Here is a 20,830-nt window from a genome sequence, read left to right as displayed (position 1 = left end):
GAATAAGTTTTTTGGTACCGTTTTCGGTATCGTTATCGGTAACGTTTCCGAACATGTATAAAGCATAGCATTCCGCCTAACAATTTGCAACAGTTTTTTCGTAAATTTTCGTTTTTTTGTCACATATGATACAAACGAAATGCTCGTTTTTGTTAATATTTAATAAATACCATCGTCTTATAAATTATTTGCCGCCTGCATATTCTTTCTGTACTCGGTAGGAGATACTCCGCATACGTTCCGAAAGATTTTCATGAAGTGCTTCTCATTCTCGTAACCCACTTTTTTACTGATTTCCACCACTCGCATTTCCGTCTGTGCAAGGAGCTTCTTCGCCTCCTCTACCCGGAATTCCTTTAAGTAATTTACGAAATTTCTGCCAGTATATTGTTTGAATACATAGGAAAACAGCGAATAATTCATGGATACATGATTAGAAACCACTGCCATGTTCAAATCCTTATCGAAATTCTCCTCAATAAAGCCGATAGCCTCCTGCATCTTCTGCTTGTTTTTATAATCATCGAATTCCTCGTCCAGCCTATCGTGAAATTCCATCAGCCAGCCGGTGAATTCTTCCGTAAAGGAATCGATATCGGGGAAGCTGTAAATATCCTTGAACCTTTCGGCCTCCTGTGCTGCCTGCTGCATCACGTTCTGGTAGATTCCCACTACCGAATCGATCAGTGACAGGATGTCTTCTTCGAAGGTGACCGCGGAATATTTCTTCCGCTTCGTATCCTTAACGATCTGCCTTATACTGGTCAATGATTCTTCGAATCTGCTCGTTCCGATTTGCTGGGCAATCTGGCGCATCTTCTCCGTATTGGGCTTATCGGCATCCGTGCGTATTTCTTCGAAATTCACCTCATAGCGCCCGGTACAGAAAGCTTCTTTTCTTGCAGCCTTTGCTTCCTTATAAGCAGCCTTTAAATATTCCATGCCCTGATATCTTCTACTGATTCCCGTATGACATCCGGACAGTTCTTCCTTAAGAAACCGTTCCTTCTCAGTTCCCACAATTATGTAAACCGAGCTTTTTTCTATATCCTTCCAGTACATGAATTTCTCGCCGGAAGCTTCCGGGACCTCCTGCATCTGAGTACAAAGAATATAATAGTCCTTGCTGACGGGCATCTCCTCGAACCACTCTGCCACCATCTGCATTTCCTTACGGGTCACATCTGATGTCATCACATATTTCAATTGATTTTTTCCAATACTTCTCAGCTCAGCCTCCTGAGCTTCCCTTTGAAGGAGCTCTTTCTGAAAAGTCTCAAGAATTGCTTTTACCTTATCCCGTTCCACCGGCTTTAAAATGTATTCCCGAACTCCTCCCCTCAGCATCTCCACCGCATAGGAAAAGTCGTCGTAGCCGCTGACCGCCACGATAAGAGGCCTATGGGGAAGCGCCTGAACAGCCGAAACCAGTTCTATCCCGTCCATTTTGGGCATACGGATGTCAGTGAACATCACGTCTATTTTCTGGCTTTGCAACATCTCGTAAGCACTCTGCCCGTTATTACACTCTAAAATAGTATCCACCGGAACGCCGGAGCGCTGTATCATCGTCTTAATTCCCTGCCGTATCATTTTTTCATCTTCTACAATGAGTAATGTATTCATTTAGAGTCCTTCTTTTTTCCGTAAGGGTATCCTTACCATGATCTTTGTATAACAGCCCAGCTTAGAGGCTATTTCAATCCCGTAACGTTCTCCGAAGCTCATCTTTATTCTATCCTGTACGTTCTTTAAGCCGATACCATTACCGGAACCGCCGCCGGCCTCGATTTCTCCCGAAATCTTTTTATAAAGCTCGCTTACTTCCTTCTCGCTCATACCCTTTCCGGCATCCGTTATCTCTATGATGCAGTCGTCGCCGTTAACGAAACCCTTAACGTATATGCTGGTATCCTCCGCCATTTCCTCTATGCCGTGATAAATGGCGTTTTCCACAATGGGCTGTAACGACATCTTGGGAATCTCCTGCTTATAAATAATGTCACTTATGTTCAAGGAAAGATAGATTTCGTAGTCGAAGCGGAGGTTGATCAGCGCCAGATAATTCTTGATATAGTCGATTTCCTCCTCCACCGTCACATTTCCGGATACCCAGCGCATACTGTAGCGCAGCAGCTTCCCAAGGGAGGTCACTGCATCCGATATTTCATATTTTTCATCAATTTCCGCCATCATTTTAATGGATTCCAGCACATTGTATATGAAATGAGTGTTGATCTGATTCTGGAGAGCTTTAATCTCCGAATTCTTTACCAGACGTTCTCGGTTGATATTATCCTCCATAAGCTGCCTGATTCGCAGAAGCATCTTGTTTATCTGAGTACCCAGCTCACCCATTTCATCGGTCCCGCACCCCTCGATCACCACACCCAGGTCACCCTTTTGCACTTCTCTGATAGAAAAGAGTATGCTGTAGAACTGGCTCAAGAGGCTCTTTACCACGAAATTGATAAGAACGATCAGGCACATGAGTATCCCCACCATAATGAGAATAAAAAATGCCCGCATATTGTGGATCCTTCCGATTTCGGACGCGATGCTGTCCACATAGATCAGACTGCCTGACAGCTCCTTTACAGGAAGAAATCCTACCACAAAGGGCTCTCCGTCTATTTCCGTATAATAAGTATGGCTTTCTTCTTTTCCTCCGGAAACCGTATTCTTCAAAATATATTCTATGTAGCTGTCCTGATTGTCCTTTTCCGTACCGTAATGGCGTTCTCCGCCATCGTCGGCAAAGCAGCTCCACCGCCCCGGCCTATCCTCATACAGCTCAGGAAACATAGTGTCCATGGACATGGCTACCTCAAGCACGCCCAGATCGCCGTTCTCAAAATCCTCAATGGGCGTTACGAGAGACATTATTTTTTTATTCTGGTCCATCACATAGGAGTCGAAGATCATATCTGTGTAATCATATTTCCAGCCATAAATGTCCGTATCTTGGGCCCAGTCCAGGCGCTCCATTCTCTCCCTTTTATAGAGGATGGGCATCATTTCCTGAAGAGAGTTGCTGTCCGCATAGACCCGGATCTGATAAAGATATGGATTGCTGTTTACCATTCTCTCCAAAGAAGCGATGTTGACATTATAGAATTCCCTCAACTCCTCAGTGCTCATTGGCTGTCCATTTTTAATGCTGCCCAGACAATCCGTCAAAAACGCATCGCTCAGGAAAAATTGAGTGGACATGTTGATGGAATCCACGTTTTTCAGTATGCGGGTATAGCTGCTTTCCATACTGTATTCCATACTGCTTCGCTTTTCCCTGACCGCACTTTCCTCCATGCTGTAAAAAAGGTACATGGAAAAAAAGACGATGGGCACGATGACGAAAGCAATGATGATAACCGTGAACTTTATATTTAATTTTAGGCCCTGCCATTTTTCTCTTATCCGCTTCATCTGTTTCCATTTTCCATCCTGTTGCCCTTAATGAATTCCAAGCTTCTCCTTAGCCTCGATCATCCGCTTCGTCTTTTCCTCCATGACTGCGGCAAATCCAAGCTCCTGCCTCTTTAGCACAAATTCCTCCAAGATGCTGTCAAATTCCTCTTCGGAGGAAGAAAGCAGCAGTTTCGGCAGATAGCGGCCCCAAAGATCTTGTATCTTCATGTCCGCATAGCCCACCTTAGAGTCCGTCTCCAGGTCTATCGTATACTGCTCCAAATAATGAGTGTACGGGTAGGTCCACTCCTCCATCTGGCCGAGAGGCTCCGAAAGCGGCGGCTTCCATTGAAGCTGCATCACATTATTCTGGAACATCCAGTAGGCGTCGTCTCCGCCGTACAGTCTGTCGTATTCCTTCCTGTCCGTGTTGAGGAGATCCATTACATCCTCTCGCGGTACAGGCTCACCCTCCACCACGTCATAGGTTACCCCTTCTACGCCCAGGTAAGTTGCTTTCTGCCCTTCCTCACTGATGAAGTAGCTAAAAAGTGCAATCGCCCGGTCCGGATATTCACAGTTCTTGGAAATGAAGGTTACCGTCCAGCCGGTGATTCCCGGACCAGGAAGCATATAATCATCTCCCGCAGAATTCTTCGGACCGTCCACCGCGATATAAATGCTCTCAGGATTATTTTTATAAAGCACCTTCTGCTGGGCATCCAGATCCGTCCGCTGGTAAATCATGCAGAAATATCTCCCTTGCTTTATCTTCTCCTCCATCTGAGTTCTCTGGTCGATGAAAATATCCTCCTTCAGATACCCCTCTTCTCCAAGCTGTCTGAATGCTTTCATCCATCTGATGTATTCCGCATCCGTAAATCTGTCATAATATTTTCCGTCCTGTTCATAGGGAACCGCAAGGAAGTTCTGCAAAAACTGGTCGAAAGAATCGCAGCCCTTGGCGGTAAAAGCATGAGCGCCAATGGGAATTAACGGCTGCCCGTCTACCGCAGGAAACATCTCTGCCGCCTTTCGCACCGCCTCCATAAAGCCCTCCGGCGTAGTCATGTCAGGGCTTCCGATGGCCTCGTATATATCCTTGCGCACCAAAAACGTCTGGTTAGAGCCGATATTGCCGTAAGTCTCGTAATCTTCCGCCAGATAGCTGGAGTTGGGATAGCAATAGATATTGCCGTCCCCCCTCGTATACCATTCACACACCTTATCGTTCGTCACCTGCCAGAAATATGGATCGTAATCATCCGCCAGCTCGTTCAGGGCATATACCATATCCCGGTTAATCATCTCATCAATCTGCGGTTCCCACCAGCCAAGCGTAATGATGTCCGGCAGCGTATCAGAGGAAATGAGCGCATTGAGCTTCTCCGACTCATTCCCCTTGGGCGTGATGAAATCGATGTTTACTCCGGTGTCCTCCGTAATCTTCTTCGAAACGGCGTTGCCGCCCCACGGGGTGGTGAACCAGGAGAAATTGATGTACCAGTCCAAGGTAATGATTTCTTTATCTTCCGTTTCTGACACTTCCGTCATATTTGAAGAAGAGCCTTTTCCTGCGTTCTCCGCCTCACCGCATCCCCATAGTCCCAATGCCAAAAGCAAGGCTGCTGCCAAAATTCCTGTCCATTTTCTATCAGAATCCTTTTTTATATCTTCTGTCATTCTGCTCTCCACTTAGCCAAATAAGCCTCCTGTTTCTTTATGTCCAATATATCAAATTGTCCATAAAGAAACAAGGAGGCTAATATATTATTCCTTTACACTTCCCGATGAAATGCTGCTGATAATGTATTTCGAGCAGAAGCAGAATACAATGATAATCGGAACAACCGAAATTGCAACTGCTACATATGTGGCGCCGATATTGGTGGCGATATCCCTCACCGAATTGAGTGAAGCAATCATAACGGGCAGAGTAAACTTCCTCTGTGAATTCAGTATAACGAGCGGAAGCAGGTAGCTGTTCCACGAGCCGATGAAGATACCGATTGCCATGGTGGCAATGCCCGGTGACATAATCGGAAGTCCTATTTTATGAAAAATATAGAACTCGTTTGCCCCGTCGATCCTCGGAGCCTCCAACAGCGACTTGGGCATGACCGAAAGCAAATACTGTCTGAGAAAAAACACCGTTGCCGGAGACGCGACGGACGGAACGATAAGCGGAATAAAGCTGTCAATCAGTCCGAGCTTCGTTGATAAATCATAAAATCCTAAAAGTCCAAGCTGTGCCGGAATCATCATGGAAACAATGATAATGGTAAAAATCACTTTTCTTCCCTTAAAACGGTAGAAAGCAAAGCCGAAAGCGGTAAGCGATGAAAAGTAAGCCGCTAACACCGTGCTGAGTACCGAGATGAAGATACTGTTGGCAAAGCCTCTTGGAATATTCAGATTAGCCTTGACTACCGCCCAGTTCTTCATCAGATAATCGCTGGGGATCAGAGTAAAGCTCTTCATGATATCCGTGCCCTCTCTGGTAGAGTTTACTAACATCATGATAAAAGGCAGAAGGCATATCGTCGAAAGCAAAAGGAGCAGCAGGTAAATAATCGTTTGATTCACTTTCTTTGTCATTTAATCCTCCTCCTTCCTTTTTTTTGAGTACATCATCAGGTATACCAAGATGGAGCATATACAAATAATGAAGAAAAGGATAAACGCTATAGCGCCTGCATATCCGATCTGTCTGTTCTTAAACGCCATTGTATACAAGTGCATAACTGCTGTATTTACTGCACGCACCTGCTTCTGCTGGCCTAAAGTCATCAGATAAGGAATGTCGAATAGCTGCAGACCTCCGATCAAGGAGGTAATCGCTACATAAAGCATAATCGGTTTTAAAAGAGGAAGTGTGATTTTCCCGAAAACCTTCCACCTTCCTGCACCGTCGATAGCTGCGGCCTCATAATAATCTCTGTTAATTCCCTGAACGCCTGCCATAAGCATGATGAAAGAATTACCGAACCACATCCACGCGCCGATGACTCCCACCGACGTTCGCAGCAGAGGAGGAGTTCCCATCCAGTCCACACTCTCACTTATGATTCCAAGGCCTCTCAAAATCTGGTTGAAAGAACCGAATTTCCAGTCTAACATCGTTTTGAACAAATAAGCCACAGAGGTGGCTGCAATCAGGTTCGGAAGATAAAACAAAGCTCTGAAAATGCTCAGTCCCCTCGTCCGGTACTTCATGTCGCTGAATACTATTGTCAGCAGAAACGCTATGCCAAGCTGTAAAAAAATATTGATGCTCCATATATTTACCGTATTTCCAAACGCTTCCCACAGTAATTTGTCCTTAAATACCCTTATGTAGTTGGTAAGTCCTACCCAAGTAGGAACGTTGAAGCCGCTGTAATCCGTAAAACTCAAATACAGAGTACGGGCTACAGGGTAGATATTAAATGTAAGAAACACCAAAACAAAGGGTGCAATAAATGCGTACCCCATGTTATCCCGATTGTGAAGCCCTTTTATTTTCTTCGTTTTATCCGCTGCCTTCACCTTTCCACCCGCTTTCTTTTCCATCTTTTTTTATCATTCAATCGGGAATCACGGTATGACCCGTGATTCCCGAGCAGTAACTTTTTATTTTTTTCTTATCTTACTACCGTAATTTCAGGGAAGGTGGCCTCTACCTGCATATAGAAATCTTCAATTGCTTCTTCCTTCGTCATCTCACCCTTTTGTACTGCTTCGATGGATGCTCCCCAGAAGCCGCCAATGGTATCATCATATTTCGTCTTTACGGAATAGTCGATATCCTGCGCTTCCCCCATGTAGAACTCATATGTTTTCTGATTGCCGAAGGATTCGTTCGTATAATCTTTGTTCGCTTCCAGAACTGCTGTGTTGGACACAACATCGCCATTGGAATTTTCCAGCCACCACTGCGCGGTTTCGTCATTCAAGGTACAATATTTTACGAAGTCCCAGGCTGCATCCTTTTTCTCGCTGTATGTGTTGATTCCCAGGAAGGTACCGCCGCCGAAGTAAGAGGAAGGTCCTTTGCAGATTCCGAAGTTACCCTTGTTATCCGCTGCGTTATCACGAACGATCAGAGCACCCCAGGAAGGCAGGGAATAAGAAAATACCTGCGTCATTTCAGCGCCTTCCAACTCTGCCAGATCGCTCCAGCCTGCATTCAGCGGAAGCTCGCCCGCCATGGAAGCATACCATGCAGCCGACCATTCCGGAGCAAAGGCTACCAGCTCATCCTGATATAGCGTAGCAGCCGTATCCATATAAGCTTTGGCCGTATCGCTTAAGTTCAGGACACTGTCCTTAACCCAAGGCTCCTGCGTATTTACATACCATCTTAAATTCCCTGTATCGGAAAAGATTCTATAGCCCGCATCCTTTACTTCTTTCGCCGTTGCAAGAATGGTATCGAAATCCTTGAATTTTTCTGAGATGAATTCCGGATCGTCATTTCCGTAAATTTCCTTTGCGAGGTCACGACGGTAAATGATACTTCCCGGGGTTACCTGATAGCTGAGCGCTCTCTGGATACCCTGAGCATCCTTGCCCGCTTCATATACATAATCTACGATAGTGTCTTTGTAGTCGTCTACGTTGTACTGTGACAAGTCATCAAAAAATCCTGCTTCGAAGAAGTTAGGAAGCATCTGGGGCTCACCTACGATTACATCCACCTCGCTTGATTTCGCGCCGAGCGCGGAGGTGAGTTTCGTGGAATAATCTGCCGGAGCAATTACTACTACCTCTACTTCATTTCCCGTTTCTTCCGTATAACGTGCCGCAAACTGCTCTAAGTCTGCCGCCAGCGTCCATACTACGATTTTATCGCCGCTTCCCGCAGCGGTGTCGGTGCCTTTATCATCTGTCGTTTTTTCGGTACTGTCCGCCGTCTCCGTACCGGATGTCCCGCCTGTTGTTTCGCTGGCACTTCCTCCGCATGCTGCGAGAGATAATGTCATCATTCCGGCAAGCATTAATGCCGTCAGTCTTTTAAACTTCATTTCATATCCTCCTTTTTCATACTTATTAGTAGATAATTTCATTATATAAGTTTATAAAAACGTTTTTAATGGTCCATTTTTTAAAAAGGTGTCTTTTTTTTAGACTGACTCCCTTATAACGATTACGCCCCGTAGCAAATGGTGGAAATAGTATGGGGCTGTAACGTAAACTGTCCGCCCAGGCCGTTTTCCCGAAGGGTTACCTCTGCCGCGGAGTCCGATTTGTTGAGGAGGATGATAACCCTTTCTCCGTCGGGATTTAAGAATCCGACTGTCTCTATTTTATCCGTATAGCGGCTGGTCTCTATTTTTCTCGCTCCGCGCTTAATGTATCTGCTGAAATGTCCTATGTAATAATAAGAAAGCCTCTTTTCGATCGTGTCCTCTTCGGGCGTACACATCATGGGGGCCGCACAGAAGTTTCCAGCATGGTTGGGGCCACCCTTGTCATCCAGCAATAGGTTCCAGTCGAAAAAGGCCTCCACTCCCGCTTTTAAGTTACCGATCATATCGTGGGCGTACATCTCAGCCTTCGTTACTTCCGAGGAATCCGCAAAGCGGGAATATTCCACGCAGCCTTCCGTAAAGAAAAGGGACTTTTCAGGAAATCTTTTCTTCACTGCTTCTAACGCTTCAAAATGGTCTCCCGAATACCAATGCACCGCTACTCCCGCCACCTCGTCTAAAGTTTCCTGAGAAGCGAATACCGCTTTGGCCCTGTCATAAACCTCGTCCTTATTATGGTCCCATATAAAGATTTTCACGTGATCCAAAGAATCCTCTGCCAGCGCCGGAGCAAGATACTTTCTCAAAAACAGCGCCTCCTCCTGCGGGGTGTAGATGCAGGAATCCCATGCCTGGACGGCCATAGGCTCGTTCTGAACGGTCAGATAGCTGATCTTGATTCCTTCTTTTTCATATTCCTGAATATAACGGACAATATAGCCAGCCCAGGCTCCGTAGTATTCCTCCTTCAGCTTACCTCCATGGTTCATATCCCCATTGGTCTTCATAAATGCCGGGGGAGACCACGGAGAAGCAAGAAAATAAAGCTTCGAAGAGCTTTCCTCCATCGCATCCTTTATCATCGGAATCATATTTTCTCTATCGTGCGCGATGTCAAAGCTCTTAAGCTCAATGTCCCCCTCCTTAATATAGATATAGTTTCCAAGCGCAAAATCGCAGCTATGAATGTGGGTGCGCCCTATATTATATCTAAGTCCTTCTTCGCCGAAGTAACCTTCGATCACCGCCCGTTTATTTACTTCCCCAAGCCTGGAATAATTATAGGTACTGGCCTCGGTAAATGCACCTCCGAAGCCTTGTATCGCATGTCCTTTCAGCTCAGGATAAGCATTTACCAAGTGTGCGAAATCCGCCTTCCTGCCTACCGGTATATCCGCTTCCTTCCAAAATTCATTCTTCGAGTAATCTGTCGTAATACGTCTCATAATGCTTCTGCCCTCTTCTTTCCTAGTTGAATCACTGCGAAATCTGCCCTGTTCGGGCTGTTTTTCCTTTTTAACGGGTCCCAAAGTCATGTTTTTTCATGCAGGCATGAAACGAATGACTAATGTCATCATATAAATAAAAACGTTTTTATTCAGTCTTTCATTTTTTAATAAGGTGTTATTTTTTTATAATTGTCACGAACACCGGCTATATGCTATACTATTACAGTTCGGCCTTATGCCTGAACTTCTGTGAATTATATTTACCGCATGATATCGAATGAACCGCTGAGCGGGTATATTATGTTTGCAAATATTGTGTCTAATATGTGCTCGCACATATGGCTCAAAGTTTGCAGGCTATGAGAAAGGCAGAGTGATTATTATGAGTATTTTGAATGTGGAGAATCTGACCCATGGCTTTGGTGACAGAGCCATTTTTAATGATGTGTCCTTTCGCCTATTAAAAGGAGAGCATATCGGCTTGATCGGCGCTAACGGAGAAGGAAAATCTACCTTTATGAATATTATTACGGGCAAACTTATGCCCGATGAAGGGAAAATCGAATGGGCAAAAAATGTGCGCGTAGGCTATCTGGACCAGCATACCGCACTTGAAAAAGGAATGTCGATTCGCGACGTCCTATCCTCCGCCTTTTCCTTTCTCTTTGAAATGGAAGCCAAAATGAACGAGATTTGCGATAAGATGGGGACTGCCGCTGAGAAGGAACTGGAGCAATATATGGAAGATTTAGGTACCATTCAGGATCTTCTTACCATGCATGACTTCTACATGATCGACGCCAAGGTGGAGGAGGTCGCACGGGCGCTGGGGCTCACCGATATCGGACTGGATAAGGATGTTACCGATTTAAGCGGCGGCCAGAGAACCAAGGTCTTGCTGGCAAAGCTTTTGCTGGAAAAACCGGATATCCTTCTTCTGGACGAGCCTACCAACTATCTCGATACGGAGCATATCGAATGGCTGAAAAGGTACTTGAACGATTACGAGAACGCATTCATCCTTATCTCACATGACATCCCTTTTTTGAACAGCGTTATCAACCTGATTTACCATATGGACAACCAATCGCTGGACCGTTACGTCGGAGACTACGACAAGTTCCAGGAGGTCTATTCCATGAAAAAGTCTCAGTTAGAGGCTGCCTATAATAAGCAGCAGAAGGAAATTGCGGATCTGAAGGATTTCGTGGCACGCAACAAAGCCAGAGTGGCTACGAGGAATATGGCCATGTCGCGCCAGAAGAAACTGGATAAAATGGATGTGATCGAGCTTGCGGCAGAAAAGCCCAGGCCGGAATTTCATTTCAGGGAGGCGAGAACCCCCGGACGATATATCTTCCAGTCCAAGGATCTCGTAATCGGTTATGCGGAGCCGCTTTCTTCCCCTTTAAACCTGGAAATGGAGCGAGGGCAAAAAATTGCCCTCATCGGTGCCAACGGCATCGGTAAGTCTACCCTGCTCAAAAGCATCCTCGGACTCATCCCCTCTTTGTCCGGCAGCGTTACTCAGGGCGATTATTTGAGCATCGGTTATTTCCAGCAGGAAACCGACCAGAAGGTTACTACTACCTGCATAGAAGAAATATGGCAGGAATTCCCCTCCCATTCCCAGTACGAGGTACGCTCCGCCCTCGCCAAATGCGGCCTTACCACCAAGCATATCGAGAGCCTGGTAAAAGTGCTGAGCGGCGGGGAGCAGGCGAAAGTCAGATTATGTAAACTAATTAACCGGGAGACTAATGTCCTCCTTCTGGATGAGCCTACCAACCATCTGGATGTGGACGCAAAGGCGGAGCTGAAACGTGCCCTTGCCGCATACAAAGGAAGTATTCTCCTCGTCTGCCACGAACCCGAGTTCTACGAAGGGCTGGTTACCGACGTGTGGGATTGCACGAAGTGGACGACGAAGGTGTTTTAATCAGATTTCTTCGTATATTCCTGAGCATAGTAAAAGCTATCTGTATCAGCAGCGAACGCCCCTGAGCCTTCTCCGGAAGATGTATATGAAAGTTTAATGATCGCTGTTTTCCTTAACAGCGTCTGATAATCCGTGTAATGGGTATGGAACACATAATACAGCTGATCGTCCTCTCCTGTAAATATGTCTCCATGCCCCGTACCATTTACACGTATATTATTTCTGCTTATAATCGGTCCTTCCTGTTTTTCCCATGGCCCCAGCGGACTTTTGCTTGTTGCATAGCCCACAGCATAATCAATATTCCTAAAATCATTGGCAGAATAAAACAGATAATAGGTATCCTGCTCTTTAATAACCGTAGGCCCTTCCGTTACCGGCCATGACGCATTCGCAGTATTTTCCCACGGCTCAGTTGCTACGATACAAGCAGTTTCCGTATTATCCTCTGTTCCGGATAAATCTTCCTTCATTTTTGCCGCATAAATATTGTTTCCGCCGTTTTGCTTCACATAATACAAATAAATCTGCCCGTCATTGTCAAAGAAAACAAAAGGATCGATTGTTTTATATTGTGCATTCTGGAACAACGGTTGTATTTGTTCCTGAGTAAACGGCCCCAGCGGACTTGAACCCTTTGCAATGGCTATCTGCTCATCTGCCGTATATGCCATATAATAAGAATCCTTATATGAAAAGACCTGCGGTGCCCAAAAGCTGCCACTGCCAAATGACTCTCCTTTTTTTAATGCTAATTTATCACCGGTATCAGGTTTCACCCAATGTATAAGATCCTTTGACGTGTAAACCCGGAAGCCCTGCGATGTGTCCATTTCATTTGTACCATAAAGATAATAAGTTCCCTTTTCAAAAAAGATTGTCGGATCCGCTTGATATAGCTGCCCGGCATCCTCTTCTGACCATTTTCCCTTATTGCCGCATCCTGTGACAAAGCACAGGCATAGAGAGAACAGGAACGTTATTTTCATTCTTCTTTTTATGTCAACTGCATCCATTTAGCATTACCTCTTATTTCTTTGAGCAATTATGTTTATGTTTAAAAGTTTATTGATGGTACTGTTTCTAAAGCCGAAAAGAAGACATATTATTTTCCAGCACCGCTGCGATTTCTTTCAATTGTTTTGCATTGCCGCTGATTTCATTCATAATATCGCTGACTTCAATGACAGGCGCAGAGGTTTCTTCGGTACTTGCTGCATTCTGCTGTGCAATAGCAGTGAGATTCTGAACAATATCGACAACACTGGTACGTGCCCCATCCAAATGTGCAGTCTTATCGGCAATTTCGCCGACACCGCCGATGGACTTGTTGATTCCTTCGGTAACCTGAGTAAAAACGGAGCCTGTCTTTGTAACATTTTCACTTTGGCTTTTCATGATCTCTTTTACCTGATTCATAGTCTTAACTGCTTTTTGGGAATCTTCGATCAGGGTATGTATAATTTTATCAATCTCACGGGCCGAATTGTCAGACTGTTCCGCCAGCTTCTGTATCTGCGCTGCAACAACTGCAAATCCTCTTCCTGCTTCCCCCGCTCTTGCGGCTTCTATAGACGCATTTAAAGATAATAGATTAGTTTCATCGGCAATGGACGAGATCAAGGTAGTTGCTTCCTTAATCTTCATAGCAGAGGCATTGGTCGTATTCGTCTGTTCATAAATAATGTCGATAGAAGTGATTGCACGTTTGTTAATCTCACCAAGCTGAGACAGAGTATCAGAAGCCTCATCACTGGAGGATTTCATGACAGCCGCCTTTATATTGAGATTCTCTACCTCGTAATTAGTATGCGCAATCATATTGCCCATATCAATAATATTTTCAGTCGCTTTCTGGGTTTCCGATGCCTGATTATTCGCGCCGCTTGCTATTTCACCTACTGCAGCCTCCACATTCTTTACGGTTGATACCGTAAGCAGGGCATTGTTATCAAGTCTGTCGGCAGACTTATGGAGATTGGTGCTTTGCTCTTTTATCTGTGATACTATAGCAACTAACTGTACCCTTAGTTCTGCAATAGCTCGCGCAATCTGTCCGGTTTCATCTTTCTTAAGGCTAAGACGTTTGAATGTCGGTGTCTCCGTAAAATCCAAGGCGCTAAATCTGTTAATTTCAGTCGTAATTTGTAACAGTGGATTCATTAGGTGTGAAGCACTCCTATAAGATATAATGCCACCCAAAATAAGAACCGCAGACTGATCAGTCGTGATGTAATATGCCGCATACTTAGTAACACCGTTATAATCGTAGCTTACAACATCATTTTGGAGAATATCTCCTGCCTCTTCTTTTGAGAACTCAGCCTCTGAAGCCTCGGCTATTGATTCAGAAACTCGCAATTTATCAGCAACGTCTAAAATAGCCGAATTCTCAATTGGCATCCCCACTTTCTCTTCCTCCGGATGGTAAGCAATAGTGCCATCTGCAAGTATGACATATAGCGCATATTCGTATCAGTTAACGTATTGGTTACAAACGGAATGGCAAAAACGAGCGTCAGAGAAACGGCGGCTGCAATAGACCCCAGGACAAGAACAAGCACCTTACTCTTTAGTGAACCCGCAAAATTTTTCTTCTTTGGTTCTCCTGTTTCTTTTTTCTTGTGTTTCTTCATTATAATAACCGTGCCTTTCTCATAGCCTGCAAACTGCATAGGTTACCTAAGTTCTAACCCTGCTGTGGAGATAGCCTCCAATCGCAAAAATCATAATACAAAGTCCGATGCTGAACCCACCGCTCACTTTGTAGAAGCTGCTGCTTTTCATAGCAAAAATAATAAGATTGCTAACCAGCAGATAAAACAAGCTGTTTTTCCCAATTACATTAACCATGGATAATTTCTTTATTTTGCTCAAATAGCCTGCTGCCAGATAATAGCAGTAAACAATGAACGCGCCTCCGACCAGCCATGCGAGCGACAACGGAAATCTGGACGGATAGCTCTTCGAAAAAAAGAGGCAGTCTACTATCATATATGTGGTTCCTGCAATAGATACAAGCAACATCTTTACATTGTAGTTCAACTTTTTTCTTGCAGCATAAACTCCCGCCACAAAATACACATAAAAGGGAAGCACCGGGAAGTAAGCTCCTCCCGTTCCTCCTATTAATGTTCCAAGAACCGGTCTTACCTCTCTGTGAGGCAGGAGACAGATCAAGAGTGCTGTCACACCGATGCCAGGCAGAATCCCGGGCTTCTTATTAGTTAGTGGTTTCCATAGTATAAGGGTTACCAATGTCAGCATTGCAAATGAAAATAAGAACTCAGACCAGCCTGCCAGCCTCTGAAACAATAATAATTCCAAAGCTCTGTCCCATCTGAGTGGAATTCTCTCTATAAATACGGCATAGGAAAACGCCGAGATGTAATAAGCTCCCAGTAAAACAAGAATGTTCTTCCCTCCCTTTTCCACTGCATATTTAAAGTTCTTTTGCAGATAAGCCAGATAATACGCAAATCCGAAGGCGAATACAAATCCTGAAAAGGTAGTAAGATTTACCCACTCACTGACACCACTCCATACCGGTTCCTGCCCAAGGTCGCAGAAAAACTGCAGACAATGGGCAAAAACCATTTGTATTACAAGAATTCCTTTGAAGAAATCCAGCCTGTTATCTCTCATCTTCCGGTTCCCACCTGCCTTCATTAATAGCGCAAATAATTTCTACCGGAATCTTAGGTTTTCTGTCATAAGTGCACAGGCCATTAATTTCCTGTTCTACATCCGTCATCTCCGTATAGCAGAAGCCTTGCACATGAGGCGAAGCAAGCAATGGACTTATCACGTTATAGTATCTCTTGGCAAAATCTTCATCTGAAACGGCGCTGGAATACCCCCAGCCTTCCCATTCGCCTTTCATATAAGAAATTCCTCCGAATTCAGTAACTAAGACCGGCTGTCCTTGATATTCCCACCCATGAGCGAGCAAAGGGCGTCCCCCCGGCATAAACCTAAGTATATTTTCCAAAGTACTATATCTCTCCTGTATAATCTCTTTATTCCACTCATAATCATGAATGGTAATCAAATCTCCGCAAGTGTGCTCCCATCCGTCATTGCATATTACGGGTCTTGTCTGGTCCAGAGACTTGGCAATATGGACCATAGCCACGCTATGACTCTGTTCTTCTTTCCTGTCCTTTATATTGAAGACTCCCCAGGATTCGTTAAGGGGCGTCCATACCACGATACAAGGGTGATTATAATCGCGGAAGATTTCCTCCATCCACTCATCTGTAATTCTCTTTACATATTTTCTGGAGTACACATAAGCCGCAGGAAGCTCTCCCCACACGAGAAAACCCATCTTATCGGCATAATATAAGAATCTTGGATCCTCAATCTTCTGATGCTTCCTGACACCGTTAAATCCCATAGACTTCGCCAGTTCAATATCCTTGATAAAATCCCCGTCCGTGGGAGCTGTCAACAGTGACTCCTCCCAATAGCCTTGATCTAATAAAAGCTTTTGATAATACGGCCGATTATTTAATAGGAATTTTCCTTTTTCTATAGATACCTTTCGCAGCCCAAAGTAAGAAGAGACTATATCAGCTTCTCTCTCCTCCTCATACACCACAAACTTCACATCAAACAGCCTTGGAGCCTCCGGAGTCCATGTCAGATCCTCCTGGACATTCCAGTCCTTCAGCAGTTGCTGATCTAAGGATACTCTGAAGTTCCCTTCCTTACGCAGTAAGGCTGTAGTATTTACCGCCATCAGTTCTTTCTTATAATAAATCTCCGTCCGCAGGCTAGTTGCCCTGTCACTGCTTAATTCATACTGTACACCCAACTGCACATTATCTAAATCAGGAGTAAGAAACACTCTGGCAAGATGGATTTCGTCTACAGCTTCTATCCATACGCTCTGCCAGATTCCCGTAGAACGGGTGTAGAAGATACCTTCCGAATCTTCTTTCCAATATTGCTTTCCTCTGGGAATCTCAAGATTGTAAGGCTCATCCGTTATCTCCAGAACAATCACGTTTTCTTCTTCCCGCAAAGCACTCGTAATATTCACTTCGAAGCTCATGTGGCCTCCGATATGCTCCGTGATAAATATATCGTTTACCCATAACTTACAGCTATAATCCACTGCACCAAAATGCAGAATAATCTCCTTGCCGGACATTTCCTTAGGTAAATTTATTTTCTTGCGATACCAGACAACCTCATGGGGTTCCGTGATGCCGATTCCCGACAGTTTGGACTGATAAACATAAGGAACAATAATCCTTTTGTCAAATCTATCCGTATCAAAAGAGAACTCCCACTCCCCGTTTAGGCTAAGCCACTCCTCTCTGACAAATTGTGGTCTTGGGTATTCATTTCTTGGAATATTCATATTTTTATAGTTTCCTTTCTTCCGTAAATATGTAGTTTATTTTTTATTACCCTTTTACGCCGGCGGATAAAGAAATTCCCTTTACAAAGTATTTCTGCGTAAACAGATACAATATGACCATAGGTATGATTGCGATGGTTGCAACGGTACACATCTTCGCCACCTGAATAGTTCCATATACTCCTTTGGCAAGCTGTAAGCCTGCCGTCAAAGTTAAGTTGTCAATATTGTTAATGGCAATGGACGGCCATAAGAAATCGTTCCAGCTTCCGGTAAAAGTGAACAAACCTACTGCAATGAGAATCGGTTTGCAGGTAGGAATCACTATCCTCGTAAATATCCTCCACTCTCCCGCCCCGTCAATTCGTGCAGATTCCAGAATCACGTCGGGAATCGCATACATGAACTGGCGGATAAGAAAGATATTCATCACCCCTGCCAGACCGGGAACGATAAGTGACAAAGGTCCGTTTAACCATCCGAACACGTGCATGATTTTATATAATGGGATAATATTTGTTATTGCCGGAAAAGATGACAGAAACATAATTCCCAGAAAAATCATATCTCTCCCTTTAAAATGTAACTTTGCATAGGCATACGCAGACATAGAATAAATAACAACAGCAATGATCGTCTGACTTCCCGATACAATTAAAGAATTGATAAACCACTTATATATCGGTAACTGTTTGTTGCCAAAAGAAAGCAGTTCCTTAAAATTGTTAAGCGTCCATGTCTTTGGAAAAAGCAGGAAACCTCCCGCCTGCTGTATCTCCACATCCAGCTTAAAGGAAGAAATCAGAATCCAGCCTAAAGGTATCAAAGTAATTACCGCGAATATCAGCAGAATAGCAAAGGCAATCCATCCATCTTTTTTCTTATTTGTATATGTAAAAGAACCTTCTTCATTTTTCTTAATTTTCTTCATGATACCCTCCTTAATCTGAATTTTTTCGTAACAGTATCAGCTGTCCTACAGCCACACTACCTATGATAATCCCCAGACAAGTTGACATTGCACTGGCCATGCCTGCCGCCGACTTGCCCGTACCAAAGGCTAAGTTACGAATATACATAATCAAAACAAAGGTGGATTCACTGGGACCGCCTGCTGTCAGTATCAGCGGCTGACCATAGATATTAAATTGTTGGATTACCGACACAATGAGGGTATACACGAGCGGAAACTGAATGGAGGGGACTATGATATATCGCAGACGCTTCCATCCGCTTGCGCCATCTAAATCTGCTGCCTCCAAAACCTCCTTGTTAATTCCTGACAGTGCTGCCACATATATAATCAAATTGCCGCCAATCCCCCACCATATAGTAGTTACCACAATTGTAATCCACGCCCATGGCTGTTCAGCATACCAGTTAATATCCGTCCCGAACATCTTATTGAACAATCCGAGAGAACGATTGAATATAAACAGCCACGTCAGCGTCACAGAAGTAATGGAAAATAATGTCGGCATATAGAATATTCCCTGAAATATATTACGTCCCTTTGGCCTTTTATTTAGCAGCAGCGCCAGCACCAAGGGAATTGCGAGCTGAAACGGGACACAGATCAATACAAAAATCACTGTATTCTTAAGACCGTTCCAAAATTGTCTGTAAAAAACGGATTCTGTATTTGTCAAAAATACACTATAGTTTTTCAAACCCACAAAAATTGGCGATGTAAACAAATCCCATTTTGTAAAGGATGCATAAATACCATAAATCATCGGCACCAAAAAAAATACAATAAATAAAATTACATGAGGAGCAATAAACAGGTACGGAGTAATATTAAGCTTTTTTCTTTTTTTCACTTTCTGCATTTTTTTCATCTCCTATTACTTTTTAAAGGGGATACTACTTTGGTATATCCATCCATTTGCGGCATCCCCTTTTATATTTTACTCGCCCATCTCAATCCGGCCTTCAGTTTCCTGAACTGCCTGATTTAAACCGTCCTCTGCTGTCATACGTCCAAATAATACTTCTCCGGTGATCTTGTCTAAAGCTTCTACTGCATAGCCATAATATTTGTAATCGTAGATCTTTAATTCATCATTCTCGTCTGCAAAGAAAGCCTGCGGCATATCCTGGAATTCAGCAACGTCTTTAATTGCTACGTGTGCCGGTACCTGACCTGCTTTTGCCCATTCTAAGCTGTTATTTCCAATGAAATCAATGAAATCAAGAACTGCCTGTGTTTTCTCTTCATCCCTGTTCGGATTCTTAGGAAGTACAAACTGATGAGAAGATGTCCAGTTACCCTTTGTTCCTGCATCAAATACAGGGAAGTCAAACATTTTTGCATTAAGACCCGTATCCTTTATGTTGTTGTACATCCAAATACCTTCCGGACAAAACATGATATTGCCGCCAAGGAACATTTGCCAAGGATCATCGCCATCTTTCTGTATGTAGCCTGACTCATTTAAATCTGTCCATGTATCAAAGACCTTTTTAGCTTTGTCATTGTTGAAATCCGGTACATTTCCATCCGTACTTAAAGTTCCTCCAAGCTGCGCATAGGAAGACAGGAAGTATACCCTCTGCCAAGTGATTCCAAGAGGCGTGATGCCATCTGCTTTACATGCTTCACCCACAGATTTCACTTCGTCCCATGTCAGCACTCCGTCATCCATAACTCCATTGCCATACTTTTCATATAAGTCCATGTTTACATAGAGGCAGAAAGAATGAACATCAAGAGGAATACCATAATGTCCGCCTGCTATATCTGACATTGCCCATGCTTTGGGGTTATAGTTCTCAGCCTTAACATTGGAATCTCCAATCACAGTGCTATAATCATCAAGAAGCCCCATTTCCTGGAATAAAGGAACTCTCTCAATATGGTTAATCGCTACATCCGGTACATCTTCACCTGTCTGAATTGCAAGAGGCATCTTTAAATATAAATCGTTAGCTTCAATTGCACGATGATTTACCGTATAATCAGGGTTTGTTGCATTGTAAGCATCCACCATAGCCTGCATGGAAGTACCGTCTGCACCTGTGAAAACCGTCCAGAACTCGATCGCCCCTTTCTTACCCGGAGCCACAGATACCTGTTCCTCCGCAGAACCTTCCGTTTCCTCTGTCTGTGTTTCTGCCACCCCACCATTTGTAGTGGTTTCTCCTGTCGTTTCGGTGCTGGAACCAGAACCGCATGCAACCAAAGATAGACTCGTTACCATTGCCAGAAATAATGCCACTGCTCTTTTTGCCATAACTTTTTCTCTCCTTCTTTTTGTTTTATGTAAATGCTTTGCAAAGACATTTAAAAACATATATATTGTTTTTATATTTTCTTTATCGCATTATTTAAAAACAATATTTATGCTTTAATAATTTATATAATAATACATTTTATCTAAAATATCAATATATTTTTTTATTTTTTTATGCGTTTTTATTATCAATAATAATATTTATAATTTTATTTTATGTTTTAATATGTTTTGTTATTATTTTTTTGTCCATTATTTAAACACATTTTTTGTTTATATCGACGAATATACTCCTTATCCGACGGTGTATGACCTTGTCAATCAACGGTATCTTCCTACAGAGCAAGAGTGTGCGAAGCTGTGCATCCTGCACGGAGTGCTTTTATTTCATAGAAAACTGAAGCTTTACTACTGGA

The 20,830-nt window shown here is 43.7% G+C and carries 16 protein-coding genes; 1 reads left to right on the top strand and 15 read right to left on the bottom strand.

Annotated elements, in window-relative coordinates; translation table 11 throughout:
• Positions 1 to 177: 177 nt before the first annotated feature.
• From V6984_RS05835 to V6984_RS05805, 7 genes are all read right to left on the bottom strand, one after another.
• The gene (locus tag V6984_RS05835) at positions 178 to 1,626 is read right to left on the bottom strand and encodes a response regulator (RefSeq protein WP_342758840.1); all 1,449 of its coding nucleotides are present in this window, start codon (positions 1,624 to 1,626) and stop codon (positions 178 to 180) included.
• Entirely contained in the window at positions 1,627 to 3,426 is a 1,800-nt protein-coding gene (locus V6984_RS05830; protein ID WP_342758839.1) for a sensor histidine kinase, read from the bottom strand.
• Positions 3,427 to 3,453: 27 nt separating this feature from the next.
• Positions 3,454 to 5,091, bottom strand: a complete 1,638-nt coding sequence (locus V6984_RS05825) for an extracellular solute-binding protein (protein ID WP_342758838.1) — start codon at positions 5,089 to 5,091, stop codon at positions 3,454 to 3,456.
• Between the two features lie 87 nt (positions 5,092 to 5,178).
• A complete protein-coding gene (locus V6984_RS05820) occupies positions 5,179 to 6,006 on the bottom strand; it encodes a carbohydrate ABC transporter permease (protein ID WP_342758837.1) in 828 nt (275 codons plus the stop codon).
• Positions 6,007 to 6,960 (bottom strand): sugar ABC transporter permease, encoded by a 954-nt coding sequence (locus V6984_RS05815; RefSeq protein WP_342758836.1) that lies wholly within the window; start codon positions 6,958 to 6,960, stop codon positions 6,007 to 6,009. It abuts the gene before it with no gap.
• A gap of 71 nt (positions 6,961 to 7,031) precedes the next feature.
• Positions 7,032 to 8,414, bottom strand: a complete 1,383-nt coding sequence (locus tag V6984_RS05810) for an extracellular solute-binding protein (protein ID WP_342758835.1) — start codon at positions 8,412 to 8,414, stop codon at positions 7,032 to 7,034.
• Between the two features lie 122 nt (positions 8,415 to 8,536).
• Complete coding sequence (locus V6984_RS05805; RefSeq protein WP_342758834.1) at positions 8,537 to 9,865, bottom strand: glycoside hydrolase family 30 protein; 1,329 nt, start codon at positions 9,863 to 9,865, stop codon at positions 8,537 to 8,539.
• Between the two features lie 385 nt (positions 9,866 to 10,250).
• Between V6984_RS05805 and V6984_RS05800 the strand changes: the two genes are divergently transcribed.
• On the top strand, positions 10,251 to 11,807 hold the full coding sequence (locus V6984_RS05800) for an ABC-F family ATP-binding cassette domain-containing protein (protein WP_342758833.1): 1,557 nt from the start codon (positions 10,251 to 10,253) through the stop codon (positions 11,805 to 11,807).
• Here V6984_RS05800 and V6984_RS05795 read toward each other — a convergent pair.
• From V6984_RS05795 to V6984_RS05760, 8 genes are all read right to left on the bottom strand, one after another.
• On the bottom strand, positions 11,804 to 12,823 hold the full coding sequence (locus V6984_RS05795) for a glycoside hydrolase family 43 protein (protein WP_342758832.1): 1,020 nt from the start codon (positions 12,821 to 12,823) through the stop codon (positions 11,804 to 11,806). The two genes, V6984_RS05800 and V6984_RS05795, sit on opposite strands and share 4 nt — an antisense overlap.
• 67 nt (positions 12,824 to 12,890) lie before the next feature.
• Entirely contained in the window at positions 12,891 to 14,210 is a 1,320-nt protein-coding gene (locus V6984_RS05790; RefSeq protein WP_342759945.1) for a methyl-accepting chemotaxis protein, read from the bottom strand.
• Complete coding sequence (locus tag V6984_RS05785) at positions 14,183 to 14,443, bottom strand: hypothetical protein (protein WP_342758831.1); 261 nt, start codon at positions 14,441 to 14,443, stop codon at positions 14,183 to 14,185. Before V6984_RS05785 ends, V6984_RS05790 begins: the two co-directional genes overlap by 28 nt.
• Before the next feature lie 46 nt (positions 14,444 to 14,489).
• Positions 14,490 to 15,452: a heparan-alpha-glucosaminide N-acetyltransferase domain-containing protein gene (locus V6984_RS05780; protein WP_342758830.1), complete on the bottom strand. Its 963-nt coding sequence runs from the start codon at positions 15,450 to 15,452 to the stop codon at positions 14,490 to 14,492.
• Positions 15,442 to 17,178, bottom strand: a complete 1,737-nt coding sequence (locus tag V6984_RS05775; RefSeq protein ID WP_342758829.1) for a glycoside hydrolase family 2 protein — start codon at positions 17,176 to 17,178, stop codon at positions 15,442 to 15,444. The genes V6984_RS05780 and V6984_RS05775 overlap by 11 nt, the downstream gene beginning before the upstream one ends.
• Positions 17,179 to 17,224: 46 nt before the next feature.
• Entirely contained in the window at positions 17,225 to 18,109 is an 885-nt protein-coding gene (locus tag V6984_RS05770) for a carbohydrate ABC transporter permease (RefSeq protein ID WP_342758828.1), read from the bottom strand.
• A 10-nt stretch (positions 18,110 to 18,119) separates the two neighbouring features.
• The gene (locus tag V6984_RS05765; RefSeq protein WP_342758827.1) at positions 18,120 to 19,010 is read right to left on the bottom strand and encodes a sugar ABC transporter permease; all 891 of its coding nucleotides are present in this window, start codon (positions 19,008 to 19,010) and stop codon (positions 18,120 to 18,122) included.
• Between the two features lie 78 nt (positions 19,011 to 19,088).
• On the bottom strand, positions 19,089 to 20,414 hold the full coding sequence (locus V6984_RS05760) for an extracellular solute-binding protein (RefSeq protein WP_342758826.1): 1,326 nt from the start codon (positions 20,412 to 20,414) through the stop codon (positions 19,089 to 19,091).
• Between the last annotated feature and the right edge of the window lie 416 nt (positions 20,415 to 20,830).

The sequence above is a fragment of the Kineothrix sp. IPX-CK genome (assembly GCF_039134705.1).
GTDB classification, from domain to species: Bacteria; Bacillota; Clostridia; order Lachnospirales; family Lachnospiraceae; genus Kineothrix; species Kineothrix sedimenti.
This window is presented reverse-complemented; position numbering and strand designations above follow the sequence as displayed.